Origin of the sequence: Leifsonia sp. YAF41, assembly GCF_052113185.1 — a bacterium.
Lineage (GTDB): Bacteria > Actinomycetota > Actinomycetes > Actinomycetales > Microbacteriaceae > Cryobacterium.
The window spans coordinates 36,338-62,338 of the sequence record NZ_JBFRCS010000012.1 but is presented as its reverse complement, the minus strand read 5'-3'; the positions used below and the strand labels follow the sequence as shown (position 1 = coordinate 62,338).

Sequence of the window (26,001 nt, the reverse complement as noted above, 5' to 3'; positions counted from 1 at the left end):
GCCGATCGTCGACATGTCCGGTGCAGGAGCCGGCGCTGATGCCGGACATGGCAGTGATACCGGTAGCGGCAGTGGTGCCGGTTCCGATGCAGTTCACACCCCTGGCGCGAATGCCGCGAACGAGCCAGCCGAGAGTGCTTCCGACGCCACGCCGACCGCGGCCATCCCGACGGTCGAAGCAGCAGCAGGTACGGCAACAGCAGCCGACCCGGCGCTCGTCACCGCGGTGCAGGGATGGCTCGCGCAGGATCCCGATCCGGAGACGCGCGCGGAGCTGCGCGCGCTGCTGACCCTGGCAACGGGCGGGGACGCCGCTGCCACAGCAGACCTGCATTCCCGTTTCGATAACCGGCTCGCGTTCGGTACCGCGGGACTCCGCGGCGAGATCGCGGCAGGCCCGAATCGGATGAACCGGGTGCTCGTCTCCCAGGCCGCCGCCGGACTCGCGGCCTACCTGCACGCGACGGCCAAGCCGGGCGTCACCCCGTCGGTTGTCATCGGCTACGACGGGCGCAAAAACTCCCAGGTCTTCGCCACCGACACGGCCGAGCTGATGAGCGGAGCCGGCGTGCGCGCCATCCTGCTGCCGCGCCTGCTGCCGACACCCGTGCTCGCCTTCGCTGTGCGCCACCTCGGCACGAGCGCCGGCGTCATGGTCACCGCGTCGCACAACCCGCCCAACGACAACGGCTACAAGGTCTACCTCGGCGACGAGAACGACGGCTCTCAGATCGTGTCGCCCGCCGACGCGGCGATTGCGGCGGCGATTCTCGACGTCGCGGCCGGAAGGCTCGTTTCTGAGCTGCCCCGCGCGCCCTACGAGACCGCGTCGGAGTCGGTTGTTCAGGCCTACATCGGCGCGACCGCGAGCCTGGCCCCCGGGCATCCGCGCGCCCAGGTCAACGCGGTCTACACGGCCCTGCACGGTGTGGGCTGGGACACCACCCGCCGCGTCTTCGAGGCCGCGGGCTTCGCTCTGCCGACCCTCGTCGACGCGCAGATCGCCCCTGACGCCGCATTCCCGACCGTCTCATTCCCGAACCCGGAAGAGCCCGGCGCCATGGACCTGGCCTACCAGACCGCTCGCGAGGTGGGCGCTGAGCTCATCATCGCGAACGATCCGGATGCCGACCGGCTCGCGATCGCCATCCCCGATCAGACGCGTGCGGAGGGCTATCGCCGGTTGAGCGGAAACGAGGTCGGGGCAATCCTCGGCTGGCGTGCCGCCGAGCACGCGGCGCGTGCCGCCGGCGGCCAACCGGCCACCGGCACCCTGGCCTGCTCGATCGTCTCGACTCCGGCGCTGGCCGCCGTCGCCGCCGACTATGGGCTGCAGTTCGCCGACACCCTGACCGGGTTCAAGTGGGTGTCCCGGGCTCCCGGACTGATCTACGGTTTCGAAGAAGCCCTCGGCTACCTGGTCAACCCTGAATCAGTGCGTGACAAAGACGGCATCTCTGCCGCCCTCGCTCTGCTCTCGCTGGTCAGCGAGCTGAAGGCCGACGGACTGACTCTGGCCGAGCACCTCGACCGATTCAGCGCACGGTTCGGGCATTTCGCGTCGGGTCAGATCTCGGTACGGGTGACCGACCTGTCGGAGATCGACCGCGTGATGGCGCGGCTCCGGCAGAATCCCCCGGTCGCGGTCGGCGGCATCCTCGTCGAACGCATCGAAGACCTACGCGACGGGTTCGCCGGTCTGCCGCCGAGCGACGTGCTGCGCATCAAGCTCATCGACGGTTCGCGGGTGATGGTGCGGCCGAGTGGTACCGAGCCGAAGCTCAAGGTCTACCTCGACACGCACAGCACCGACGGAACGGTCGCCGAGCGCAAGCGTGAGGCGGAGTCGGCGCTCGCCGTGCTCGATGCCGGTATGCGCGAACTGATCAACTAACGCCGCCTTCTTTTTCCCGTGAAACTGCAGTTGTCGGTGCCACACCTGACGTGAGGCTCCGACAACTGTAGTTTCGCGGAAACGAACGCGAACTCAGCCCAGCGCGATTTCCAGTTTCGCGGTGAGCTCTTCCAGGTCGAAGTAGTTGTTGATCACCACGACGTCGGCGTTCGTCTTGCCGATCGCGCCGACGAGTTCCGACGAAGTGAGGATGACCTGCGCGTCGGAGGCGACATCCTGCACATGTGAGATGTCGGTGGCGGTGACGTCGGCCTCGATATCGAGGCGTTCGAGCACGCGCTCGGCGTTCACCTTGAGAATCGCCGATGTGCCGACGCCGGCCCCGCAGAGCGCGACGATTTTCATGCTTGGTCCTCGCCCTGCGCTTCGCCGTGCGCTTCGACCTGCGCTTCGCCCTGCGTCTCGCCGGTCACGCCGAGCAGCTGCCGAATCTCCTCGTCGGTGGTCGCCGCGGCAATCGCCGGGATAACCGCCGGGTCGTTGAAGATGTTGGCCAGTTCGGCGACGAACTGCACGTGCTCGTCGGGACTGGTCACGCTGAGGCCGACGATCACGCTGACCGGGTCGTTGTGCGGATGCCCGAACACAACGGGCTCGTCGAGGGTCACGACGCACAGACCCTCGCGCAGCACATCCGGGCCCGGCCGGGCGTGCGCCAACGCGAGACCCGGGGCGATGACGATGTAGGCTCCGAACTCGTCGATGACCCCGATCATGCGGTCGGTGTAGGCAGGCGTCGTTGCGCCGGAGAGCGCCAGCGCGTCCCCCGCCGCGGTGATCGCGGCACGCCAGTCGGTGGCATGCACGCCGATCGCGATTGCGGGAAGCGGCAGGGACGGCATTGGCATAGGAGCTTTCGTTGTTGTGGTGACGCGAGGTGGCGAGTCGGTGGGTGTTCGTGTGGTTCGAGAGGAGGGACGCGGTGGAGTGGGTCAGGCGTTGGCGAAGCCGGCGATGACCGCATCCGTCAGCTCTTCGCGGTCATCGAGCGGCAGGAAGGCCGCCGCCGCCGCGTTGAGCTGGAACACCTCGAGGTCGTCGATGTCGTAGCTGAACGCGTCGCTGAGCAGGGCCAACTCCTTGGTCAGGGTGGTGTTGCTCATCAACCGGTTGTCGGTGTTGACCGTGACCCGGAATCCGAGCTGGTAGAGCAGGTCGAACGGGTGGTCGATCAGGTCGTCACCCCAGGCGGCGATCGCTCCGGAATGCAGGTTGGACGAGGGGCTCAGCTCGAGCGTGATCTCGCGATCGCGCACCCACTGGGCGATCGGGCCGAGGGTGACGAAGGTGCTCTCGTCGTCTTGGCGCTGGATCGTCACGTCTTCGGCGAGGCGCACGCCGTGACCGAGGCGCAGGGCACGACCGTCGAAAAGGGCGCCCCGGATGCTGTCGAGTCCGTCGGCCTCGCCGGCGTGCACGGTGACCGGCAGGAACTCCTGGGCCAGATAGTCGAAAGCGGCCCGCTGGTTGCCGGCCGGGAAGCCAAGTTCGGCTCCGGCGATGTCAAAGCCGACCACACCGTTGCCCCGGTGCCGCACGGCAAGTTCGGCGATGTCGAGGCCGCGGTCGGCGTGGCGCATCGCAATGACGAGCTGACCGATCTTGATGCGCGAACCGTTGCGGGCGACACTCTCGATGCCCGCTTCGATGCCTTCCTGCACCGCCTCGACGACCTGGTCGAGGCTGAGGCCGCGGCGGAGGTGCTGTTCGGGTGCCCAGCGGATTTCGCCGTAGATGACGCCGTCGGCGGCGAGATCTTCAACGAAGTCGCGGGCCACCCGGGCGAGACCCTCGTGGGTTTGCATGACGGCCGTGGTCACGTCAAACGTCTTGAGGTACTCGACGAGCGAACCGGAGTTGGCCTGGTCGGCGAACCAGGTGCCGAGGGATGCGGCATCCGTCGTCGGCAGTTCGAAGCCGATCGAATCGGCGAGATCGATGATGGTCGAGGGGCGCAAACCACCGTCGAGGTGGTCGTGCAGTGCGATCTTCGGCAGCGAATTGATGCTGATGGCGCCACCGGGCAGCAGGTATTCCTCTGGGGTCGTGTTCACTCGTCTAATCTACCGGCGCAGGGCCCTCGGAGTCTCTCTGTTTCGGGAAGCGACGGGGTTGTCCAGGTGCGCGAGGTGTCGCGACGAGAGGTCGCAGAGTGCATGAGCCGGCGCTAGACGTCCGACAGATCTCCCCGCATCAGCGCCGAGAGCGCGACAGCGGTCTCGGCGAGCAGACGACTCACCGTCTGCGCGTCATGCTCGCTGTAGCTCGTGGTGACGCACGGCACCGTGAGCGCCCCGATCGCGTGGCCGTCACGCCCGAGCACCGGATAGACCAGGTCGAGAATGCCGGCCTGCTGCGCGTCGGCTTCCTCGAGGAATCCCTGCCGCTCGGCCACGCGCATCCGCGTTTCCAGGGCATCGGCACCGGCGTCGTCGAGCCCGCGCGTGCGCAGCTCGGCCAGCGTGTACTCGCGGATGTCGTCGGGCGCGAACGCCAGCAGCACCGCGCCACTTGTCGTGGCTGCGATCTCGAATGCTGCCCCGACGCGCACCCGAAATCCGAAGTCGCCCGGGCTCTCAGCCTGTGCGACGACGCGCACGACCGCTCCGTCGAGGACCGAGAGGTTGCACGACTGCACGACATCGCTGGCAAGTCGCTGCATCGGGCCGAGGGCGCGCTGCACGAATCCGCGCAGCGGCGGGTGCAGCTGCGCCAGCTCGAACATGCGCGTCGACAGCAGGTAGAGGCCCGACGGCCGGTCGCGCAGAATGAACCCGCGCCGCTCCAGCGCTTGCAGTACCCGGAAGATCTCGCCGACGCTGCGCCCCACCTCCTCCGCGATCTGCGCCTGGGTGAGGCCGTCGGAGCGCGCGGCCAACAGTTCCAGAATGTCGAGGGCCTTGTCGAGCGCAGGAACCGCGTAGCTCGCGGCCGGCGTGGTGGGCGCGCCCGCCGGCGTTGTCGCCGACATCAGCGCTTTGCGTCGAGCGCCGCGAGGAACCGCGTCGCAATCGTGCGCTCGATATCGACCGGCACCGGCTGCGCGCCGGGCTGCAGCGTCTCCGGCGCAGTCACCACGCGCTCCAGCGAGAGCACCTGCAGCAGGAAGCCGAGGTCCATCGACTCGAGCGAGTTGCCCTTCGGTGCTGGACCGGCCAGGTTGACCATGCGTCCCTCGGCCAGGAGCACGAGGTGACGACCGTTGGCCCGGTCGATGCGCTGGATGGCCTCCGCGACCTGGGTGACCGATTCGGCACCGGCGAGGAGCGCCGGCACGTCGATCTCGCCCGCGAAGTGGCCGCTGTTCGCCAGGACCACGCCGTCCCGGAAGAGATCGAAGGTGTCGTCGGCGATGACGCCCGGCTGACCTGTCGCGGTGATCACGACATCCGCCCAGCCGGCGAGATCGCGCATCGATCCGACCCGGTAGCCGTCGAGCGCCGCCTCGAACGCCTTCATCACATCCACCTCGACGACAGCAACCTGCCCGCCGAGCGCCCGCAGGTACTGGGCGATTCCCCGCCCGCACCAGCCGTAGCCGGCGACGACGAAGTGCCGACCGGGCACCATCAGGTTGGTGATGCGCATGAAACTCTCGACGACAGATTGACCGACCGCGTGCCGGTTCTCGCCGATCGCCTTGAGCAGGCTGTCGTTGATCACGATGACCGGGAACGGGATGGCGCCGGCCATTTCGCCGCGCAGGCGCAGGCCGCCCGACGTTGTCTCCTCGGTTCCACCGGTGACGGATGCGGTGCGACCGGCCGCCACGAGACCTGCGGCGAGGTCGCCGCCGTTGTCGAGCAGGATGTCGGGTTCGGCGTCGAGCACGGCCTGAACGTTGCGGTGGTGCTCGCCGAGAGTGTCGGCGCGGGCTCCGAACACCGTCATCCCGCCGTCGCGCAGCACGGCGACGATGTCGTCTTGGGTGGAGCCGTGGTTTCCCGTCGCCACCACCTCGGCGCCGCCGGCCTGCAAGGCCTCGAGCAGCACCGCCGTCTTGGGCTCGAGGTGCAGGGACATGCCGATGCGGCGGCCCTCGAACGGTCGCGTCGCCTCGAAGTCGCGGCGTGCCTGCGCAAGGAGGGGCATCCGCGAACGAATCCATTCGATACGTGCGCGGCCGGTTGCGAGGACATCGGCCTGCGCGGCATCCGTCGGTGTGTTGTCTCTCATGCAGAAATTGTTACACACATGAACGTGACTTTCATATATGTTGGGAGCCATGGTGACAAAGATTATTCTCGACTGCGACCCCGGCCACGACGACGCGATTGCATTGCTGCTCGCGCATGGCAATCCCGACATCGAACTCGTCGCGGTGACGACAGTGGTCGGCAATCAGACCCTGGAGAAGGTCACCAGAAACGCGCTCTCCGTCGCACGCGTGGCCGGGATCACCGGCGTTCCCTTTGCCGCCGGCTGCCATCGTCCGCTGGTGCGTCAGATCGAGACCGCGCCGTCGATCCATGGCGAGAGCGGCCTCGACGGCCCGGTGCTGCCCGAACCGACCATCGAACTGGATGGCCGTCACGCCGTCGACCTGATCATCGAGACGATCATGGCGCACGAGCCGGGCGAGATCACCCTGGTGCCCACCGGCGGCTTGACGAACATCGCGATGGCTGCCCGCAAGGAGCCACGCATCGTCGAGCGCGTCAAAGAGGTCGTTTTGATGGGCGGCGGCTTCAACGTGGGCAACTGGTCGGCGACTGCCGAGTTCAACATCGTGATCGACCCGGAAGCGGCCCACATCGTTTTCAATGAGAAGTGGCCGTTGACGATGATCGGCCTCGACCTCACCCACCAGGCCTTGGCCACCCCCGATGTCGCCGAGCGCATCGCCGCGGTCGGCACCGGGCCGGCCAAGTTTGTCGGCGAGCTTCTGGAGTTCTTCGGTGAGACCTACAAGGATGCCCAGGGCTTCGATTCGCCCCCCGTGCACGACCCGTGCGCCGTGGCGTACGTGATCGACCCGAGTGTGATGACCGTGCGCAAGGCCCCGCTCGACGTGGAACTCACCGGAACCCTGACGCTCGGCATGACCGTCGCCGACTTCCGCTCCCCCGCGCCCGCCGACTGCACCACCCAAGTGGCGATCGATCTCGATCACGACAAGTTCTGGTCACTCATCGTCGATGCCTTGGAACGCATCGGCGACCCGGAGTAGCGGGCGCCCTCGCGTCCGCCGAGTTTGACACCTGCGGTCGAGTTTCCCCGGTAGACCAGGGGAACTCGACCGGAACGCTCAAACTCGGCGGCGGAAGTGGATCTCGAGCAACATTGGATCTCGAGCAACAGTGGATCTCGAGAAACAGCGGATCTCGAACTACAACAGACGGGCCCGGCCACAGAAGTAGCCGAGCCCGTCATCGATTGTGCAGTTAGGAAATTCGCTCCGCGATCAGCGGACCACCGGTGAGGACGGGTTCACCGGGGTCGCCGATCCGCCAGGCACCCTCGACGGCTTCGAGCGCCCGGGCGAATCGCTCGGGTTCGTCGGCGCTGAGTGTGAACAATGGCATACCGGCCGCGACCGTGTCGCCCGGTTTCGCGTGCAGGTCGATTCCCGCAGCGTGCTGCACCGGATCCTGCTTGCGCGCACGACCGGCGCCGAGCCGCCAAGCACCGATCCCGAAGGGCAGCGCCTGCTGTTCGACGAGCACGCCATCGCGATCCGCGAACACCGTGTGGGTTTCCTTCGCGACGGGCAGCGCCGCATCCGGATCTCCGCCCTGCGCCCGGATCACGTCGCGCCACTTGTCCATTGCGCGGCCGTCCTTCAACGCCGCAGCAACGTCGACATCGACGATTCCGACCACAGCGAGCATCTCGGTGGCCAGTGCGATGGTGAGTTCGACGACGTCGGCAGGCCCGCCTCCGGCGAGCACCTCCACCGATTCGCGAACCTCGTTGGCGTTGCCGATTGCGAGTCCGAGCGGAACGTTCATGTTGGTGAGCAGTGCCGTGGTCGCGACCCCGGCATCCCGACCGAGCTCCACCATCGTGCGCGCGAGCTCTCTGGACTTCTCAATGTCTTTCAAGAAGGCGCCGGAGCCGAATTTCACGTCGAGCACCAGCGCACTGGTACCTTCAGCGATCTTCTTCGACATGATCGAGGATGCGATCAGCGGGATCGCCTCGACGGTTCCGGTGATGTCACGCAACGAATAGAGCTTGCCGTCGGCCGGGGCCAACCCGCTGCCGGCCGCGCAGACCACGCCGCCGTGGTCACGCAACTGCGCGAACATCTCGTCGTTGCTGAGATTTGCCCGCCAGCCGGGGATCGACTCGAGCTTGTCGAGCGTGCCACCGGTGTGGCCGAGTCCCCGGCCGGAGAGCTGCGGGACCGCGGCCCCGAACACAGCCACCAGGGGCATCAGCGGAAGAGTGATCTTGTCGCCGACTCCACCGGTTGAGTGCTTGTCGGTCGTCGGTTTGCCGAGCCCGGTGAAACTCATCCGTTCGCCGCTGGCGATCATCGCCATCGTCAGATCGCGAATCTCGGTGCGGCTCATCCCGTTCAAGAAGATGGCCATGGTCATGGCAGCCATCTGCTCGTCGCCGACGTAGCCGCGCGTGAACGCGTCGACCAGCCAGTTGATCTGGGCCGTGCTCAATTCACCCCGATCACGCTTGGTGTGGATGAGATCGACGGCATCGAATGCCTCGATGCGGTGACCTGCGTCGGCTCCGCTGCTCATGGGGTCTCCCCGGCGTACTCGAGAAGTTGGCGGGGGCCGAACGCGTCGGGAAGCACCTCGTCGATGGTCTTCACTCCCGACACCGTCTGCAGCAGCATGCCCGGAGCCGAGTGTTCGTAGAGCAGCTGGCGGCAACGCCCGCACGGCATCAATGCGTTGCCGTGCCCGTCGACGCAGGCGAACGCAACGAGGCGCCCGCCGCCGGTCAGGTGCAGCATCGACACCAGTGCGCACTCGGCGCAGAGAGTGAGTCCGTAGGACGCATTCTCAACGTTGCATCCGGTGATCAGGCGACCGTCGTCGACGAACGCGGCGACGCCCACCGGGAAGTGGGAGTACGGAACGTAGGCCTTGCCCATCGCCTCGAGCGCTGCACTCTGCAGCGCCTCCCAATCGACCTGTTCGGCCGCCGCGTTCGTTGACTCGGTCATTTGATGTACGGCTTTCCGTCGGCGGCCGGAGCCCTCGACTTCCCGACGAATCCGGCGACAGCGAGAATCGTCACGATGTACGGCAGCATGAGCATGAACTCGCTCGGCACCGGCGAACCGATGATGCCGAGCACGTTCTGCAGGTTCGTCGCGAATCCGAACAGGAGCGCCGCAAGCGTTGCCTTGATCGGGTCCCACTGACCGAAGATCACGGCGGCGAGGGCGATGAATCCGGCGCCAGCCGTCATTTCCTTGTTGAATGCACCGACCGAGCCGAGGGTGAAGTAGGCGCCACCGAGACCGGCAACGGCACCGGCGAGCGAGACGTTCCAGAATCGGGTGACCCCGACCTTGATGCCGACGGTGTCAGCGGCCTGAGGGTGCTCACCAACGGCGCGCACGCGCAGTCCCCAGCGGGTGCGGTAGAGGCCGTACCAGATTGCCGCGACCGTGACGTACATGATGTAGATGATGATGGTCTGCTGGAAGAGCAGCGGCCCAATGATCGGGATCTCGCTGAGAACCGGGATCGGCAGCCGGTCAAAACGCGGCGGCGAGTTGAGCAACTGAGGGTTCGCCGTCAGCACCGTCGAGTAGAAGAAGCTGGTCAGGCCGGTCACCAGAACGTTCAGCACCACGCCGACGATGATCTGGTCGACGAGGTATTTGATGGCGAATGCCGCAAGCACGAAGGAGACCAGCATGCCGGCCACCATGGCACCGATCAGACCGAGGAACGGCGACCGGGTGATCGACGCGATCATCGCCGAGACAAACGCTCCGGCGAGCATCTGGCCCTCGATCGCGATATTGACGACACCGGACCGCTCGGAGATCACGCCGCCCATCGCACCGAAGATCAGTGGTGCGCTGAGAGCGACGGTTCCGAGCAGCAGCCCGTAGACCGGGATCGACGAGCCGGCCCCTGCCCAGGTCAGGAATGCGACCAGGAAGAGGAACCCGAACAGCGCCACGATCCAGAGTGAGACCTTGCGCCCGCTGCGTGCGATGAAGAAAGCCCACACCGTGAGGACGGCCATCAGGATGGTGATGACGATGCAGGTGGCTGTCGTCGGCAGGTCGATGACGGGGAGCTGGATCAGGTTGGCTTCGGCCGTCAGCCGGAACTGGCTGACACCGGGCCGCGAGAAGACGACGAACACGAGGAAAGAGAGCACGGTGACGACGCCGAACGTGATCGGCGTCTTCCAGCTCTTGATGACGGCCTTCTCAAGCACGATCTTGGCATCGCCATGCGATGTGGAGTGGTCGACAACAGTCATCAGATACCCTCAACCTTCATCTTCGGCGCGATCTTTTTATAGACGCCGGGCGTCGGAAGGCGGAAGACCGCACGAACCAGTGGCGGCGCAGCGATGAACAGAACGATCATCGACTGAACGACAAGGACTATGTCGATCGGGATGCCTTCAGCGGCCTGCATCGAGAAGCCACCGGCCTTCAACGCACCGAACAGGATGCCGGCCCAGAAGATGCCCCACGGCCGCGAACGGCCGAGCAGGGCGACGGTGATGGCGTCGAATCCGATTCCGGCGTCGATCCCCGAGCTGAAGCCGGTGGTCACCGTGCCGAGGATCTGTGAAACGCCGGCCAGACCGACGAGGGCGCCGGAGATGATCATGACCCACACGAAGATGCTCTTGACGTTGATACCGGCGACCCGGGCTGCACTCGGGTTCTCACCGACCGCCCGGAACTTGTAACCAAGGCTCGAGCGCGCGAGGATCCACCAGACAATGATCGTGGCGATGATCGCAAAGATGAAGCCCAGGTTCAGTGCGTACTGATCGCCGAGAATCTTCGGAAAGATCGCCGTGTCTTTCATGGCCGGCGACTTCGGGTTGTTCGATCCGGGTGCCTGCAATGCACCGGGGGTGCGCAGCAGGTAGGAGATCAGATAGAAGGCGATGTAGTTGAGCATGATGGTCGTGATGACCTCGTGCGCTCCGGTTCTCGCCTTCAGCAGACCGACGATCCCGCCCCAGAGCGCACCACCGATCATGCCGCCGACGATGGCGACGATCATGTGGATGCCGTACGGCAGGTCGAACGAGAAGCCGATCCAGCCGGCGATTCCGATGGCGATCAGCATCTGGCCGCGACCACCGATGTTGAACATGCCGGCCCGGAAACCGAGACCGATACCGAGGCCGGCAATGATCAGCGGCGTCGCGAAGGTCAGCGTCTGGGTCAATGGCTTGATGCCGTCGGCGAAGCCGGGGCGGCGGAAGTTGTAGATCGACCCCTGGAACAGCGACGAATAGGCGCCGGAGACCGACTGCCACACCGCGCTGAGGAGATCACCGGGACGGGAGAAGAAGTACCCGGCGGTCGACTGCACTTCCGGGTCGGTGATCGCGATGAGCAGCGCGCCGACGATCATGGCGAGCACGATCGAGAGGAACGAGATCATGATCGAGCCGCCGAGGATCTCGTTCATCGCCACGCGTCCGCGGGACGGCGGTTCGACACCGGTCGGCGTCGATGCCGTGAGCGGGCTCTGGGTCACTTTCGGAGTGGTGGCCGGCGTGCCGGCGGGGATCTGTGCGTCGCTCATGCTGCTGCTCCTGCTGCGGGTGGGGTTTCGCCCGCCATCATCAATCCAAGGGTGTCTCTGGAGGTATCGCCTGGCACGATTCCGACGATTCCACCGCGGTACATCACGGCGATCCGGTCGGCCAATGCCGTCACTTCATCGAGTTCGGTCGACACCACGATGACGGGCACTCCGGCATCCCGAGCGGCGACGATCTGACTGTGCACGAACTCAATCGATCCGACGTCGAGCCCGCGGGTGGGCTGGGCGGCCACGAAGAGCTGCAGGTCGCGGCTCAGTTCGCGCGCCAGCACGACCTTCTGCTGGTTACCGCCCGACAGCTTGCTGACGGCGGTTGTGATGCCCTGCGCCCGGATGTCGAACTCGCCCAGCTTCTTCTGCGCGAACTCATTCAGGTAGCGCAACTGCAAGTTGCCCGCCTTCACGAACGGGGCACCGTTCGAGCGATCGAGCATGAGGTTCTCGGCGATCGAGAATTCGCCGACCAAGCCGTCTTCGTTGCGGTCTTCCGGAACAAAGCCGATCCCGGATTCCAGCACCTTGTTGACGCTGAGTTTGGTCAGGCTCTTGCCGTTCAGCGAGATGTCGCCGGTGACCCGGTCTTGCAGACCCATGATCGCCTCAGTGAGCTCGGTCTGCCCGTTTCCTTGCACACCGGCGATCGCGAGAATCTCCCCGGCCTTGACGTCGAAGTTCACCTTGTTCACCACGATCTGGCCGTGGATGTCGATGACCGAGAGATCAGTGACGACCAGCGACGGCGCGCCCGGATGTGCCGGGCTCTTGTCGATGACCAAGTCGACGGCGCGACCCACCATCAGTGAGGCGAGTTCTTCGTTCGACGCGGTCGGCGATGCCTCACCGACGACCTTGCCAAGTCGGATGACCGTGATGCGGTCGGCGACTTCGCGCACCTCGCGGAGCTTGTGGGTGATGAACACGATCGCGGTGCCGGCGGCCTTGAGCTGCTTCATGATGAGCATGAGCTCGTCGGTCTCTTGCGGAGTCAGCACAGCCGTCGGCTCGTCGAAGACCAAGACCTTGGCGTTGTGCGACAAGGCTTTGATGATCTCGACTCGTTGCTGTACCCCGACCGGAAGGTCTTCGATCAGGGCGTCGGGATCGAGGTCGAAGCCGAACTGATCGGAGAGTTCGCGCACCCGTTTGCGGGTTGCGGCCATGTTGAGGCGGCCACCGAACGTGGTCTCCTCATGCCCGAGCATCACGTTCTCCGCAACGGTGAAGACCGGGATGAGCATGAAGTGCTGGTGCACCATGCCGATTCCAGCCGCCATGGCGTCGCCGGGTCCTTGGAAATGCTGCACGGTGTCGTCCAGCAGGATCTCGCCCTCTTCGGCCTGGTACAGGCCGTAGAGCACATTCATCAGGGTGGACTTGCCGGCGCCGTTTTCACCGAGCAGACAGTGGATCTCACCGGGCTCGACGGTCAGGTCAATGTGGTCATTGGCAACGAGCGAACCGAATCGCTTCGTGATGCCGCGAAGTTCAAGCTTCATGGTCAGTTAATCTACCTTCCGACAAGCGCAGCATCGCGTTGTCCAGGGGAACAGTTCAGCACAGTTCAGAGTGTTTCAGGGCAGTTCGGGTCAAACGGTTAACGGTCACGGGGAGGCCAGCAAACTGAGCTGGCCTCCCCGATGCCTGATGCGAATTGTTACTTCGGTGACGAAGGCGACTCGACCTTGATCGAGCCGTCGATGATTCCCGCCTTGATCGTGTCCAGCTCGCCCTGCAGTGCCGGGTCGACCTTCGACTCGAAGTCGTGGAACGGAGCCAGGGCGACGCCTTCGTTCTTCAGCGTGCCGACGAACGGCGAGTTGTCGAACTTACCCTCTGCTGCGGCGGTGGTGGCCGCCTCAACGCCGGGCTGCATGCCCTTCATGATCGAGGTCAGGAAGAGGTCGGCGTTCTCCGGGTTCGTCTCGAACGCGTCGGCGTCGACACCCATCAGGGCGATCGGCTTACCGGCGTCACGGATGGCCTCTGCCGCGCTCAGGAAGATCGGTCCACCGACGGGAAGAATGACATCGGCGTTCTGGTCGATCAGACCCTGTGCGGCCTGCTTGGCCTCGGTGCCGGCAGCGAAGCCACCGGTGAAGGTGCCGTTCTGAGCGGCAACGTCCCAGCCGAGAACCTTGACGTCCTTGCCCTTCTGCTCGTTGTAGTACGCAACACCGTCGGCGAAGCCGTCCATGAAGATGGTGACGGGCGGGATCGGCAGACCACCGAAGGTTCCGACGATTCCGGTCTTGCTGTAGCTCGCTGCCGCGTAGCCACCCAAGAAGGCGGCCTGAGCGGTGTCGAACACGATCGGCTTGACGTTCGGCAGCGTGATCGAGTTGTCGTCGATGATCGCGAAGTTGATGTCGGGGTTCGCGGTGGCGGCGTCTTTCGTCGCTGCGGCGAGGTTGAACCCGACAGTCACGATCAGGTTGCAGCCCTGGTCGATCAGGCTGTTGATGTTCGGTGCGTAGTCCGTGTCGGAGGTCGACTCAACGTGGATCTCCTTGACGCCGAGCTTCTTCGCTGCGTCGGTGAGGCCGGCGAGGCCGAGCTGGTTGAACGACTTGTCGTCGAATCCACCGGAGTCAGACACCATACACGGAAGGAAATCGCTGGCGACAGGAGCGCCGGACGACGTGCCGTTGTCGCTGGGCGCCTGGGCGCAACCAGCGAGGAGGGCAGCGACGCCCAAGGCGGCGAGACCGCCGAACACGGTCTTTCGGGTTGTGATTTTCAAGACGGACCTCCAAAAAGTGCGGCCCCGCACTGGGCCGGGGGCTGTGTTGCTACAGGCTACCGAACATTTCGCTGCTCAAACGAGCAAAGTGTCCCAGGCTGATAACGGTTACATCATTGATACATTCCCGCAACAAAGCCCCGGTCAGCGCGGAGAGCGCACGCCGTGGAAGAAAGTGCTTTTAGAGCACGTCGCTCGACCCGGAGAGCTTCAGCGCGTCGACGACGGCCTTCACCTTCTGGGCGTTCGCACTTGTCGTCACGAGCAACGCGTCAGGGGTGTCGACCACGACAATGTCTTCGACACCGATCAGGGCGATCACTCGCTTGGTGTGACTGACGACGATGCCGCTCGAAGAGTCGGACAGCACGCGTGCGCCCTCGCCGAGGATCGCCAGGTCGCGTTTGCGCCCACCGGAGTGAATCTTGGCGATCGAGGCGAAGTCGCCGACGTCGTCCCAGTCGAACTGGCCGGGAATCACGGCGAGCCGCCCGGCAGCTGCAGCGGGTTCGGCGACCGAGTAGTCGATGGCGATCTTCTTGAGGTTCGGCCAGATGCGGTCGACGACAGCGCCGCGCTCCGGGGTGTCCCAGGCGTCGGCGAGCGTGAGCAGACCGGCGAGGAGCTCTGGCTCGTTCGTGCCGATCTCTTCGAGGATCCGGTCGGCCCTGGCAATGAACATGCCGGCATTCCACAGGTAGTCGCCGCTCGCTACGTACTGCTTGGCGGTCGCCAGGTCGGGTTTCTCAACGAAGGATGCGACGGAACGTGCCGTCGGGGCCCCCGCGATGTCGAGCGGCTCGGCCGACTTGATGTAGCCGAACCCGATCGACGGCTCAGAGGGCTGGATGCCGAGCGTCACGATGTAACCGGCATCCGCTGCGGCAATCGCCTCGCGAACGCCCTGACGGAACACTGCGGCGTTCTTGATGACGTGGTCGGCGGCAAACGCCCCGATGATGACTCCGGGTTCGCGCTTCTGCAGGATTGCCGCGGCCAAGCCGATCGCTGCCGACGACTCGCGCGGCTCGCTCTCGAGTACGACATTGTGATCGGCCAGTTCCGGCAGCTGCGCCTCCACCGCCGCGCGGTGCGCCCGGCCGGTGACGACCATGATGCGCTGGTCGCCCGCAAGCGGCACCAGGCGGTCCCAGGTGTCGCGCAGAAGTGTCTGCCCCGAACCGGTCAGGTCGTGAAGAAACTTGGGGGCATCGGCCCGAGACAGCGGCCACAGCCGGGATCCGATCCCGCCGGCGGGAATCACGCCATAGAAACGAGTCAGTGCATCAGTGGGGTGAGACATTCAGCCAGCCTAGCCGCCGCACAATGACCATCCGGGGAGCCCACCCCGGAGGGGTTGGCCGGGGCGCGGCAGACGTCGCTCACCCGGCGCCATCGTTTCTTAGGTTCCCCTAACCGGAAAATGCATCGCGCCGGGAACTAGACTGGCTCCACGCGCTCAGAGAGCTGCAGGGCCCCCAATCGCGGGGTCACACCATTCAGCCAGGGAGGGTTGTTCATGCCACAGCAGACGGCAGGAACCCTGACATCTCAGCAAAAGACAACATCGCGTCGCCCAGCCGGCACCCTCTATCGGGGCCGTGAAGGAATGTGGTCGTGGGTTCTTCACCGCATCACCGGCGTCGCGATCTTCTTCTTCCTGCTGGTTCACATTCTCGACACCGCGCTGGTGCGCGTGAGTCCTGAGGCGTACAACGCGGTGATCAGCACGTACCAGACCCCGATCATGGGTCTCGGCGAAGTCGCCCTGGTCGGTGCGATCGTGTTCCACGCGTTCAATGGACTGCGCATCATCCTGATCGACTTCTGGAATGCCAAGTACTCGAAGATCATGTTCTACGTGGTCATCGCGCTCTGGGTCGTCACGATGCTGGCATTCGTCCCCCGCCACCTGATCAACGTCTTCAGCCACTAGGAGGGGGAACAGAGATGTCAACCACCATTGAAACCCCCCGCAGCCCGTACTCCCGTGAGGCCCGCGCCAGCACCAAGCGCGGCGTCAACTGGGAGAAGTGGGGCTGGATCTACATGCGCGTCTCCGGCATTCTGCTGGTCGTGCTGATCTTCGGTCACCTCTTCGTCAACCTCATGCTCGGCAAGGGCGTGCACGCCCTCGACTTCGCTTTCGTCGGCGGCAAGTGGTCGAGCCCGTTCTGGCAGGTCTGGGATGTGCTGATGCTCTGGCTCGCACTCATCCACGGTGGCAACGGAATGCGCACGATCGTCAACGATTACGCGGCTTCCCGTCTCACCCGCGGCATCTTCAAGGCAGCGATTCTCGCCGCCGTCGTTGTGCTGATCGTGATGGGCACCCTTGTTGTCTTCACCTTCGACCCCTGCCCGGCCGGCGCGCCCGCCGACCTTCTCCCCTCGTTCTGCCCGGCCAGCTAGGAGCTGCAAAAACCCATCATGACTACGGATGCCACTGTGACAGCGCCCTCGGAGTCCACCGTTATCGACGGCGTGCACTACCACAAGTTCGACATTGTGATCGTTGGAGCCGGAGGGGCAGGCATGCGTGCCGCCATCGAAGCCGGCCCCAACGCATCCACCGCTGTCATCTCCAAGCTCTACCCGACCCGCTCGCACACCGGTGCGGCGCAGGGCGGCATGGCGGCGGCTCTGGCCAACGTCGAAGAGGACAACTGGGAGTGGCACACCTTCGACACCGTCAAGGGTGGCGACTACCTGGTCGACCAGGATGCCGCCGAGATCCTGGCGAAGGAAGCCATCGACGCGGTCATCGACCTCGAGAACATGGGCCTGCCCTTCAACCGCACGCCGGAAGGCAAGATCGACCAGCGTCGCTTCGGCGGTCACACCCGTGACCACGGCAAGAGCCCGGTTCGCCGCGCCTGCTACGCCGCCGACCGCACCGGCCACATGATCCTGCAGACGCTGTACCAGAACTGCGTCAAGCGCGGTATCAACTTCTTCAACGAGTTCTACGTGCTCGACCTGATCATGACCAACGTCGACGGCGTCGACCAGCCGTCGGGTGTTGTCGCCTACGACCTGTCGAGCGGCGAGCTGCACGTCTTCCAGGCGAAGGCGATGATCTTCGCGACCGGCGGTTTCGGCAAGATCTTCAAGACCACCTCGAACGCGCACACCCTCACCGGTGACGGCGTCGGCATCATCTGGCGCAAGGGCCTGCCGCTGGAAGACATGGAGTTCTTCCAGTTCCACCCGACCGGCCTGGCCGGACTCGGCATCCTCTTGACCGAGGGTGCTCGCGGTGAGGGCGCCATCCTGCGTAACGCCTCGGGTGAGCGCTTCATGGAGCGCTACGCCCCGACCATCAAGGACCTCGCCCCGCGTGACATCGTCGCCCGGTGCATGGTCAAGGAGGTCGCGGAGGGCCGCGGCGCCGGTCCGCACAAGGACTACGTCTACCTCGACTGCACCCACCTGGGCGCCGAGGTTCTCGAAACCAAGCTCCCCGACATCACCGAGTTCGCCCGCACCTACCTGGGCGTCGACCCGGTCACCGAGATGGTCCCGGTCATGCCGACCGCTCACTACGCCATGGGCGGCATCCCCACCAACGTCAAGGCCGAAGTGCTGCGCGACAACACGACCGTCGTTCCGGGCCTCTACGCCGCCGGCGAATGCGCCTGCGTCTCGGTGCACGGCTCGAACCGTCTCGGCACCAACTCGCTGCTCGACATCAACGTGTTCGGTAAGCGCGCCGGCAACAACGCCGTCGAGTACGTCAAGACCGCCGAGTTCGTTCCGCTGCCCGAAGACCCGGCCGGCTTCGTGCGCGGTCTGCTCGAAGGCATCCGCACCTCGACCGGCACCGAGCGCATCGCAGTGATCCGCAAGGAACTGCAGGAGATGATGGACCAGAAGGCTCAGGTGTTCCGCACCGACGAGTCGCTCAGCGAAGTCACCCAGACCATTCACCTGCTGCGCGAGCGTTACAAGAACATCGGCGTGCAGGACAAGGGTCGCCGCTTCAACACCGACCTGCTCGAAGCCGTCGAACTCGGCTTCCTGCTCGACCTGGCCGAGGTTGTCGTCTTCTCCGCCCGCAACCGCAAGGAAAGCCGCGGCGGCCACATGCGCGACGACTATCCCGACCGCGACGACGCCAACTACATGAAGCACACGATGGCCTACCTGACCGGAGACCCGCACTCCGCGGATGCCGCCGATCACATTGCGCTGGACTGGAAGCCGGTCGTCATCACGCGCTACCAGCCGATGGAGAGGAAGTACTAACGATGAGCACTGCCACCATCGACACCCCGGTCGCCCCTGAGGTCATCGAGTCATTCACCGTCACCCTGATCGTGCGCCGCTTCAACCCCGAGGTTGACGACGAGCCGCACTGGCAGGACTTCGACGTCGAGATGTACCCGACCGACCGCATCCTCGACGCACTGCACAAGATCAAGTGGGAGCAGGACGGTTCGCTCAGCTTCCGTCGCTCCTGCGCGCACGGTGTCTGCGGTTCGGATGCGATGCGCATCAACGGCCGCAACCGCCTCGCCTGCAAGACCCTGATCAAGGATCTCGACATCACCAAGCCCGTCTACGTGGAGGCCATCAAGGGCCTGCCGCTGGAGAAGGACTTGATCGTCGACATGGAGCCCTTCTTCGAGTCGTTCAAGGAGGTGCAGCCGTTCCTCGTCTCCACCTCGAAGGCGAAGGATGGCAAGGAGCGTCTCCAGACCGTCGCCCAGCGCGAGCGGTTTGACGACACCACCAAGTGCATCCTGTGCGCGGCGTGCACGTCGAGCTGCCCGGTGTTCTGGACCGACGGCCAGTACTTCGGCCCGGCCGCCATCGTGAACGCCCACCGCTTCATCTTCGACTCGCGCGATGAGAACGCCGCTGTGCGCCTCGACATCCTGAACGACAAAGAGGGCGTGTGGCGTTGCCGCACCACCTTCAACTGTTCAGAGGCATGCCCGCGTGGCATCCAGGTGACACAGGCCATCGCCGAGGTCAAGCAGGCGATTCTGCGCGGCAAGGCGTAACCGCTCCCGCAGCTCGCACGTCCTACATCCAACGCATCCGCTCACGATTTCGTGGGCGGATGCGTTTTTAGTGCTCAGCTTGCGGCCTTAGTCGACGTCATCGTGTCGGTGGCGATACATGATCACGACGAAGAGGGCGCCTAACACGACGATCCCCACCCCCAACGGAACCAACCACAGAACCGAGACTCCGCTCCCGGCCAGGTGCGGCTCCGGGGCGCTGCTCGCTGTGTGAACCTCGGCCGACCGCGCCGGAGGCGTGAGATGAGCAGTCGGCGTCATCGCCTCGGGTTGCAATGACGCCGACTGGCTATGGGGCGCGCAGCCGGCGAAGAAACCCGCCGGCAACACGAAGGGGGGCATCGAAGTGTCCGCGGGCGCGCAGAACTCGGAGGAGGCTGCGGGCGCACCGGAGAATGCCGCTGCCGAGGAGGCTGTGTGCTGACCCCAACCGAGCAGGGCAAGAAAAGCTATCGACGCGACAAAGCTGGGGATCGCCCGCGTCGGAGCGTGAACTCCTGAAACGCGGGATCGCCGCAGCGTCGATGAAATCATGTTCAAACCATCCACATTCGGGTTATGGATAGCCGGCTCGGTTCGGGTCAGCACGTGAATCCTTGCAGGGTCAGAACGCACGATGCAAGAGGTGAGAGAGCCTCAGTTACTATTTGTGCCCCGGATTGGGGGCGTGTCGCTCTGAGTCGGGACGTGCCGGGGCGTGCGATTGGCGCCCAGGCGCCCGACAACGTGTGCCGGCCAAGCCCTCTGTCACCCGGCGGTTGACGCTTCAGTACTGACCGTCGTGTCCGTCGAGTGCTCGCTGGCTAGGCTGATCCTGTGAAAGCGATCATTGACTGGGTGAACAAGGTCATTGCCTGGGTGAATGGGCTGCGCCCGGTGCGCGTCTTCACGCATTTCGGGGTCAGCGGCGGCGGAATCCTGGCGGGCGGCATGTCCTACCAGTCGCTGTTCGCCGTTTTCGCGGCGATTTGGGTCGGCTTCTCGATCGCCGGCCTGTGGCTCGGCGACCATCCTGAACTCTTGAACGAGCTCTATGCACTGATCAACCAGTCGATCCCCAATCTGATCGGCCCGGATGGGGTCATTCAGCCCTCCACGCTCGACAGCGCCACCGTTCTCTCCTGGACCGGCGCCATCGCCCTCGTTGGATTGCTCTTCACCGTTCTCGGCTGGATGTCGACAACCGCTCGGGCGGTGCGCACCATCTTTCGGATGCCGCATTTGACGACGTTCTTTCTCTGGATCAAGCTGCGCGAGCTCGGCCTGGGTCTCTTCTTCGGGATTCTCCTGGTGCTCTCCGCAGTCATCTCCCTCGCAAGCACCGCCGCCCTCAGCTCCCTTTTCGGGCTGCTGGGCATCCCCCAGGATTCCTTCTGGTTCAATGCAGCAGCGCGCGGAGTCGGGCTGACCATCGTGCTCATCCTTGACACCCTCACCCTCGCCCTGCTCTTCCGGGTGCTCTCCGAGCTGTACATCCCGTTCGGCCGGCTGATCGCCGGCTCGCTGCTCGGCGCCGGCGCGCTCGGCGTGATCAAAATTCTGGGCAGCGCCCTGCTCGGTGGGGCCGGGGCCAACCCGCTGCTCGCCGCCTTCGCGGTGATCGTCGGTCTGCTCATCTGGTTCAATCTGGTGAGCACCGTCATCTTGCTCGCCGCATCCTGGATTGCCGTCGGAATGAGCGACGCAGGATTGACCCCGCAGCAACACAGCGCGGCCGACCTGGCCAAAGAGAAGCAACAGCGCGAGGAGGAAGCGCTGCGGATCGCGGCAGAGGTGGAACTTCGACACGCGCGGGAAGCCCGGGATCGGGCACCCTGGTACCGCGTCTGGTCGAGCGACCGGCGCCTGCACGCCGCAGAGCAGCGGGTTGCCCGCACCAGTTCGCGGCAACGGCCCACGCAATAGACTTGGGCCATGCCGACAACTCTCCGCATTGCCTCGATCAACACGAATGGCGTGCGCGCCGCCTACCGCAAGGGAATGGGCGACTGGCTGGCCGGCCGCGACGTTGACATCCTGGCCATTCAGGAGGTTCGCGCGTCGACCGAAGACCTCGAGAAGCTGCTCGGACCCGAGTGGAGCATCCTGCACGACCCGGCGACGGCCAAGGGGCGCGCCGGCGTGGCACTCGCGAGCCGGTCGACGGCGACGATTCACCGGGTCGAATTCGGTGCCGACGATTTCGACAGCGCCGGGCGCTGGCTGGAGGCCGACTACGCCGTCGGCGACAAGATCGTCACCGTGGTCAGCACCTACGTGCACTCCGGCGAGGTCGACACCCCCAAGCAGGTTGAGAAGTACAAGTTTCTTGACGCCATGGTCGAACGGATGCCGGCACTCGCTGCACACAATCCGCTCGCGGTCGTCCTCGGCGACTTGAACGTCGGCCACCGCAAGCTCGACATCAAGAACTGGCGCGGCAACGTCAAGCGCGCCGGCTTCTTGCCCGAGGAACGTGCCTACTTCGACCGCATCGTGGGCGCCGAAGACGACCCCGCGTACAACGACGGCGCCGGGCTCGGCTGGGTTGACGTCGGACGCAAGTGGGCCGGCGAGGTCGACGGCCCGTACACCTGGTGGTCCTGGCGCGGTCAGGCCTTCGACAACGACACGGGCTGGCGCATCGACTACCAGCTGGCCACTCCCGAGCTCGCAGCATCCGTCACGAACTATGCCGTCGATCGAGCCGCAGCCTACGACGAGCGATGGTCGGACCACACGCCTGTCGTCGTCGACTACGCCCTCTAACCCACATTTTTCGTCGCTCGCAGTGCGAGCGGCCGAGCACGAAAGAATCACGGATGACAAAGACCCGCTTGTACTCAGGCATGCAGCCCTCGGCAGAATCTCTGCAGATCGGCAATTACATCGGCGCGCTGCTCAACTGGAAGGCGCTGCAGCAGACGCATGACGCGTTCTTCTCGATCGTCGACCTGCACGCGATCACTGTCGCACAAGACCCGACGCAGCTGCGCGAGAACACCCGCCGCACCGCCGCGCAGTACATCGCCGCCGGAATCGACCCGTCGGAGTCGACGCTCTACGTGCAGTCGCATGTGGCGGCGCACGCGCAGCTGGCCTGGGTGCTGAACACCATCACCGGGTTCGGTGAAGCCGGCCGGATGACCCAGTTCAAGGACAAGTCGGCGCGCCATGGCCACGACGGCACCACGGTCGGCCTGTTCGCCTACCCGACGCTCATGGCCGCCGACATTCTGCTCTACGACGCCGAGATCGTGCCGGTCGGTGAAGATCAGCGTCAGCACATCGAGCTGACCCGCGACCTCGCGGCCCGGTTCAACGCCCGCTTCGGCGAGACGTTCGTGGTGCCGGAGGCCTCCATTCAGAAGGAGACCGCGAAGATCTACGATCTGCAGAACCCGACCGCAAAGATGTCGAAGTCGGCCGAGTCGCACGCAGGCATCATCTGGATGCTCGACGAGCCGTCGGTCACGGCGAAGAAGATCATGCGCGCGGTGACCGATGCCGACGGCGCGATCGTGTTCGACCGTGAGAACAAGCCGGGCGTCGCAAACCTGCTCACGATTTACTCGGTGATGGCTGACCGGTCGATCCAGTCGCTGGAAGATGAATATGCGGGGCGCGGCTACGGCGACCTCAAGAAGGGCCTCGCCGAGGTCGTCACCGGCACGTTCGGTCCGATCCGCTCACGTGTGCTCGAACTGCTCGATGACCCGGCCGAACTCGACCGTCTGCTCGCCCAGAACGCGGACCGGGCGGCATCCGTCGCCGACGCCACGCTGGCCAAGGCCTACGACCGCGTCGGCTTATTGCAGCGGGTGTAGCAATGCAGCCCGTCTCGCTCAGCTCGCCGCTGCTCGTTCTCGATCAGCCGGTGCTCGCCGACGCCACGCTCATGTTCGAGTTCTGTCAGGACCCGGTTTTCGAGCGGTTCCTCACTGTTCCCTGGCCGTACAACGCCTCCGACGCCGAGACATTCATTTCACGGTATATACCGGGGGCGTGGAAGTCCGACGAGGAATATACCTGGGCGTTGCGCTCACCGGACTCGCCGAATCTGATGGGAATCATCTGCCTGCGCGTGCCAAGCGGGTCGATCGGCTTCTGGCTGGGAGCGCGCCATCGCGGCAACGGCTTCATTCCCGAGGCCCAGCGGCTCGTCGCCGATTGGGCGTTTGCCGAAGGAATCGTCAACGCGATTCATTGGGAGTGCCTGGTCGGCAACATCCCGTCGTCACGAGTTGCCCGCAAGGCCGGGTTCACGTTCACCGGTGAGGGCCCGTCGCTAGCCGCCTATCGTGACGGCTCGCATCCGATGTCGTGGCAGGGATGGTTGCATGCGGACGACGACCGTTCGCCGAAGGACGGTTGGCCCGAGGAGGTTCTGGTTCCATGACCGATGCCGTGCCGCTCGTCGTGTTGTTTGACCTTGACGACACGCTCTTCGCTCACCGCACTGCGGTGGCCGAAGGGATTGTGCGACATATGCAGCTCACCGGCGGCGTCTTCAGCACCGCTGAGCCGGCCGCCGCGATCACACTCTGGAACTCGCTCGAGGAGGAGCACTACCACTCCTATCTGGCCGGGCGGCTCGACTTTCAGGGGCAGCGCCGGGCGCGAGCCCGTGACTTCGCCGCGGCTCACGGGGTCGAGCTGGGCGAAGCGGATGCCGGAGCGTGGTTCGACGCCTACTTCGATCACTATCAGGACAGCTGGAGCCTGCATTCGGACGCCATGCCCTGCCTCGACGCACTGGAGCAGGCGGGCGTGCGCCTTGGTCTGATCACCAACGGCGATCTCGCTTTTCAGCAACGCAAATTGCAGGTGACCGGGCTGGAGTCGCGGTTCGAACAGGTCGTCGCCTCGGGGTCGGTCGGGGTCGCGAAGCCCGACCCGGCCATCTTCCGGCTCGCCTGCGACCTCTTCGGGGTGGCGCCGGCATCCGCTGTGTATGTCGGCGACCGCCTGCGCACGGATGCGATCGGTGCCGCGGCGGCGGGTCTCACCGGGGTCTGGCTCGACCGTCACGGGGCGCCAGAGGCGGCTCTCGCTGCTTCTCCGTACGCAGAGAGTGCCGATGCCGAGGAAGTTGCTTCACTCGGCGTGATCCGCGTCACGAGCCTTCTGGAGCTACCCGCAGTGTTGGGACTGCCCGACTCCTCAGAATCTCACTGAATTCGGCCTTGCGGCGCCCACGGCCGGCATCCGTCGCAGCTCGCTGCTCGAGTCGAAACTTCACCGGGGGTGATGTGGCTAATTCAGGAGATCCGAGCTCGTCCGTAGCATCGGTAGATGTAAGTCGGGCTGTCCCAGACGTAGTGGGTCGCATCTTCCTGAATTAGCCACGTCGGATAACATTCGAATTCGAATCGTTCTGCGGTCATGCCCCCACGCGATTCGTGCCGCGTCGGTGGCTAACTCAGGAAATATCCTCAGCTTGATACGGAGACCCCCGCCATTGCGGATTCTCCATCAAGCCTGATCACAGATTTCCTGAATTAGCCACGTTGATCGCACTGCGGCCGAGCGAGGCACCCCGCAGATTCAGTCTCAGAGAATGATCGTGCGATAGTTTCTGTTGGCAGCCAGAAGGCCCCGGATGGCGGCCAGCACGCGCTCTGGATTGAACATGATGTCGCTGTAAAGAGCGCGGTAGCTCATGTACTGCTGGGCGGCAAGGTTGCGATCTCGAATACGATCACGCACTTGCGCCGCCCATCCCTCGTGAAACTCGCGGCTGTCTGCCTCAACTACAAGGCATCCTTCGACCACCAAGTCGACACGGCCGACATCGTCGATTGAGACCTGAATTTCGAAATCGTAGCCGGCTTCTCGCACGATGAATCGCAGCACTGTCTCCTGCCCTGAATCGCTGCGAGCATCAACGTAGCCCTTCAGATACTGGAGCTCGAGCGGGAGTCTCGCAAATATCAGCGGAACGTCGTTTGGGGAGAGCAGTTTCTTTCGAAGCGCGTTGTCGAGGGAGGCGAGTGCGAATCGGGGTTGCTGGCAGCGGAGAATTTGTATCATTGCGTCGATCAGGCCAATCCGGTAATCCGTTCCAGCTGAAGGATCGAGAAGCTCATCCCAGTGGAGCTCAACACCGTCCCGATTCTGCTCGTTGAGCCGACGGAGCCGATCTTGCGGCGCCCGGAGCCGAGACGCGTTCTGCGCAACGTGAACGTGTGTGAATGTCGTGTCGAGTGCGAAAACCTCGTAGTCCGCAGCGGCCGAAATGCAGGCTAGCCTGCCCCCGACTCTGACTGCCTCGAGTGTGTGCCGGTCGGAATCCGGTAGAAGGTAGTGCCCGCGGCGTGCCCTGACCAAGAGCCCTCCAGCAACAGCGGTCTGGAGCGACCTCCAGCTGGCCCCATCCGCGAGCAGCGCGTCAGTTTCAGCGACCCGCAGATTGTTTGTTTGAAAGTACTCCTGCCATGTCATGCCAGGAATCCTGCCGATTCCCATCATCCGGAGCTGCCGCATCAGGCGAATCGGTGGGCAACAGCCCCGCGTCGTTCTTGTGGGTAACTCAGGAAATGCGGGCGGCACCGGGGTGGCACACGGCACTGAATCCACGGCCAGCCGCAGCGGCGGTGATGG

25 protein-coding genes are annotated in these 26,001 nt (G+C 64.8%); 11 read left to right on the top strand and 14 right to left on the bottom strand.

Going from position 1 to position 26,001, the window contains the following annotated elements; all coding sequences use genetic code 11:
* Positions 1-13 precede the first annotated feature (13 nt).
* Positions 14-1,894 (top strand): phospho-sugar mutase, encoded by a 1,881-nt coding sequence (locus AB4Y63_RS14545; RefSeq protein WP_441791843.1) that lies wholly within the window; start codon positions 14-16, stop codon positions 1,892-1,894.
* A gap of 93 nt (positions 1,895-1,987) precedes the next feature.
* Here the strand turns inward: AB4Y63_RS14545 and AB4Y63_RS14540 are convergent, their stop codons facing one another.
* The 5 genes from AB4Y63_RS14540 to AB4Y63_RS14520 all read right to left on the bottom strand — a co-directional run bounded on the left by AB4Y63_RS14540 (position 1,988) and on the right by AB4Y63_RS14520 (position 6,091).
* The gene (locus AB4Y63_RS14540; protein ID WP_441791780.1) at positions 1,988-2,260 is read right to left on the bottom strand and encodes a PTS sugar transporter subunit IIB; all 273 of its coding nucleotides are present in this window, start codon (positions 2,258-2,260) and stop codon (positions 1,988-1,990) included.
* Entirely contained in the window at positions 2,257-2,763 is a 507-nt protein-coding gene (locus AB4Y63_RS14535) for a PTS sugar transporter subunit IIA (protein ID WP_441791779.1), read from the bottom strand. Before AB4Y63_RS14535 ends, AB4Y63_RS14540 begins: the two co-directional genes overlap by 4 nt.
* Before the next feature lie 84 nt (positions 2,764-2,847).
* A complete protein-coding gene (locus tag AB4Y63_RS14530; protein WP_441791778.1) occupies positions 2,848-3,969 on the bottom strand; it encodes an adenosine deaminase in 1,122 nt (373 codons plus the stop codon).
* A gap of 113 nt (positions 3,970-4,082) precedes the next feature.
* Complete coding sequence (locus AB4Y63_RS14525; protein WP_441791777.1) at positions 4,083-4,886, bottom strand: IclR family transcriptional regulator; 804 nt, start codon at positions 4,884-4,886, stop codon at positions 4,083-4,085.
* Positions 4,886-6,091 (bottom strand): adenosylhomocysteinase, encoded by a 1,206-nt coding sequence (locus AB4Y63_RS14520; protein ID WP_441791776.1) that lies wholly within the window; start codon positions 6,089-6,091, stop codon positions 4,886-4,888. The genes AB4Y63_RS14525 and AB4Y63_RS14520 overlap by 1 nt, the downstream gene beginning before the upstream one ends.
* A 49-nt stretch (positions 6,092-6,140) precedes the next feature.
* Here AB4Y63_RS14520 and uriH point away from each other — a divergent pair, with 49 nt between their 5' ends.
* A complete protein-coding gene (gene uriH, locus AB4Y63_RS14515; RefSeq protein ID WP_441791775.1) occupies positions 6,141-7,085 on the top strand; it encodes a uridine-preferring nucleoside hydrolase UriH in 945 nt (314 codons plus the stop codon).
* Positions 7,086-7,299: 214 nt separating this feature from the next.
* Here uriH and AB4Y63_RS14510 read toward each other — a convergent pair whose 3' ends face one another.
* From AB4Y63_RS14510 to AB4Y63_RS14480, 7 genes are all read right to left on the bottom strand, one after another.
* On the bottom strand, positions 7,300-8,619 hold the full coding sequence (locus tag AB4Y63_RS14510) for a thymidine phosphorylase (protein WP_441791774.1): 1,320 nt from the start codon (positions 8,617-8,619) through the stop codon (positions 7,300-7,302).
* Positions 8,616-9,050 (bottom strand): cytidine deaminase, encoded by a 435-nt coding sequence (locus AB4Y63_RS14505; protein ID WP_441791773.1) that lies wholly within the window; start codon positions 9,048-9,050, stop codon positions 8,616-8,618. Before AB4Y63_RS14505 ends, AB4Y63_RS14510 begins: the two co-directional genes overlap by 4 nt.
* Positions 9,047-10,333, bottom strand: coding sequence for an ABC transporter permease subunit (locus AB4Y63_RS14500; RefSeq protein ID WP_441791772.1), 1,287 nt, complete (start codon positions 10,331-10,333; stop codon positions 9,047-9,049). Before AB4Y63_RS14500 ends, AB4Y63_RS14505 begins: the two co-directional genes overlap by 4 nt.
* Positions 10,333-11,628 carry an ABC transporter permease gene (locus tag AB4Y63_RS14495; protein ID WP_441791771.1) on the bottom strand — a complete coding sequence of 432 codons (1,296 nt, stop codon included), beginning with the start codon at positions 11,626-11,628 and terminating at the stop codon, positions 10,333-10,335. Before AB4Y63_RS14495 ends, AB4Y63_RS14500 begins: the two co-directional genes overlap by 1 nt.
* Positions 11,625-13,145 (bottom strand): ABC transporter ATP-binding protein, encoded by a 1,521-nt coding sequence (locus AB4Y63_RS14490; RefSeq protein WP_441791770.1) that lies wholly within the window; start codon positions 13,143-13,145, stop codon positions 11,625-11,627. The genes AB4Y63_RS14495 and AB4Y63_RS14490 overlap by 4 nt, the downstream gene beginning before the upstream one ends.
* A gap of 158 nt (positions 13,146-13,303) precedes the next feature.
* Positions 13,304-14,389: a BMP family lipoprotein gene (locus tag AB4Y63_RS14485; RefSeq protein ID WP_441791769.1), complete on the bottom strand. Its 1,086-nt coding sequence runs from the start codon at positions 14,387-14,389 to the stop codon at positions 13,304-13,306.
* Between the two features lie 181 nt (positions 14,390-14,570).
* Positions 14,571-15,692, bottom strand: a complete 1,122-nt coding sequence (locus AB4Y63_RS14480) for a mannose-1-phosphate guanylyltransferase (protein ID WP_441791768.1) — start codon at positions 15,690-15,692, stop codon at positions 14,571-14,573.
* Positions 15,693-15,908: 216 nt separating this feature from the next.
* Between AB4Y63_RS14480 and sdhC the strand changes: the two genes are divergently transcribed.
* Genes sdhC through AB4Y63_RS14460 form a run of 4 tightly spaced genes read left to right on the top strand, consistent with a single transcriptional unit; the run spans position 15,909 to position 19,398 of the window.
* Positions 15,909-16,325, top strand: coding sequence for a succinate dehydrogenase, cytochrome b556 subunit (sdhC, locus tag AB4Y63_RS14475; RefSeq protein ID WP_441791767.1), 417 nt, complete (start codon positions 15,909-15,911; stop codon positions 16,323-16,325).
* A gap of 14 nt (positions 16,326-16,339) precedes the next feature.
* Entirely contained in the window at positions 16,340-16,801 is a 462-nt protein-coding gene (locus AB4Y63_RS14470) for a succinate dehydrogenase hydrophobic membrane anchor subunit (protein WP_441791766.1), read from the top strand.
* Between the two features lie 18 nt (positions 16,802-16,819).
* The gene (gene sdhA, locus AB4Y63_RS14465) at positions 16,820-18,637 is read left to right on the top strand and encodes a succinate dehydrogenase flavoprotein subunit (protein WP_441791765.1); all 1,818 of its coding nucleotides are present in this window, start codon (positions 16,820-16,822) and stop codon (positions 18,635-18,637) included.
* 2 nt (positions 18,638-18,639) lie between these two features.
* Positions 18,640-19,398, top strand: a complete 759-nt coding sequence (locus AB4Y63_RS14460) for a succinate dehydrogenase iron-sulfur subunit (RefSeq protein WP_441791764.1) — start codon at positions 18,640-18,642, stop codon at positions 19,396-19,398.
* Positions 19,399-19,485: 87 nt separating this feature from the next.
* On the opposite strand, the gene AB4Y63_RS14455 is transcribed toward AB4Y63_RS14460, so the two are convergent.
* Entirely contained in the window at positions 19,486-19,680 is a 195-nt protein-coding gene (locus AB4Y63_RS14455) for a hypothetical protein (RefSeq protein WP_441791763.1), read from the bottom strand.
* A gap of 555 nt (positions 19,681-20,235) precedes the next feature.
* Between AB4Y63_RS14455 and AB4Y63_RS14450 the strand changes: the two genes are divergently transcribed.
* The 5 genes from AB4Y63_RS14450 to AB4Y63_RS14430 are packed head-to-tail and all read left to right on the top strand — an operon-like array spanning position 20,236 to position 24,576.
* Positions 20,236-21,324, top strand: coding sequence for a YihY/virulence factor BrkB family protein (locus AB4Y63_RS14450; RefSeq protein ID WP_441791762.1), 1,089 nt, complete (start codon positions 20,236-20,238; stop codon positions 21,322-21,324).
* A gap of 9 nt (positions 21,325-21,333) precedes the next feature.
* On the top strand, positions 21,334-22,167 hold the full coding sequence (locus AB4Y63_RS14445; RefSeq protein ID WP_441791761.1) for an exodeoxyribonuclease III: 834 nt from the start codon (positions 21,334-21,336) through the stop codon (positions 22,165-22,167).
* 53 nt (positions 22,168-22,220) lie between these two features.
* The gene (gene trpS, locus AB4Y63_RS14440) at positions 22,221-23,225 is read left to right on the top strand and encodes a tryptophan--tRNA ligase (RefSeq protein ID WP_441791760.1); all 1,005 of its coding nucleotides are present in this window, start codon (positions 22,221-22,223) and stop codon (positions 23,223-23,225) included.
* A gap of 2 nt (positions 23,226-23,227) precedes the next feature.
* A complete protein-coding gene (locus AB4Y63_RS14435) occupies positions 23,228-23,797 on the top strand; it encodes a GNAT family N-acetyltransferase (protein ID WP_441791759.1) in 570 nt (189 codons plus the stop codon).
* Positions 23,794-24,576: an HAD family hydrolase gene (locus AB4Y63_RS14430; protein WP_441791758.1), complete on the top strand. Its 783-nt coding sequence runs from the start codon at positions 23,794-23,796 to the stop codon at positions 24,574-24,576. Before AB4Y63_RS14435 ends, AB4Y63_RS14430 begins: the two co-directional genes overlap by 4 nt.
* 375 nt (positions 24,577-24,951) lie before the next feature.
* Here AB4Y63_RS14430 and AB4Y63_RS14425 read toward each other — a convergent pair whose 3' ends face one another.
* The gene (locus AB4Y63_RS14425) at positions 24,952-25,842 is read right to left on the bottom strand and encodes an endonuclease domain-containing protein (RefSeq protein ID WP_441791757.1); all 891 of its coding nucleotides are present in this window, start codon (positions 25,840-25,842) and stop codon (positions 24,952-24,954) included.
* Positions 25,843-26,001 lie beyond the last annotated feature (159 nt).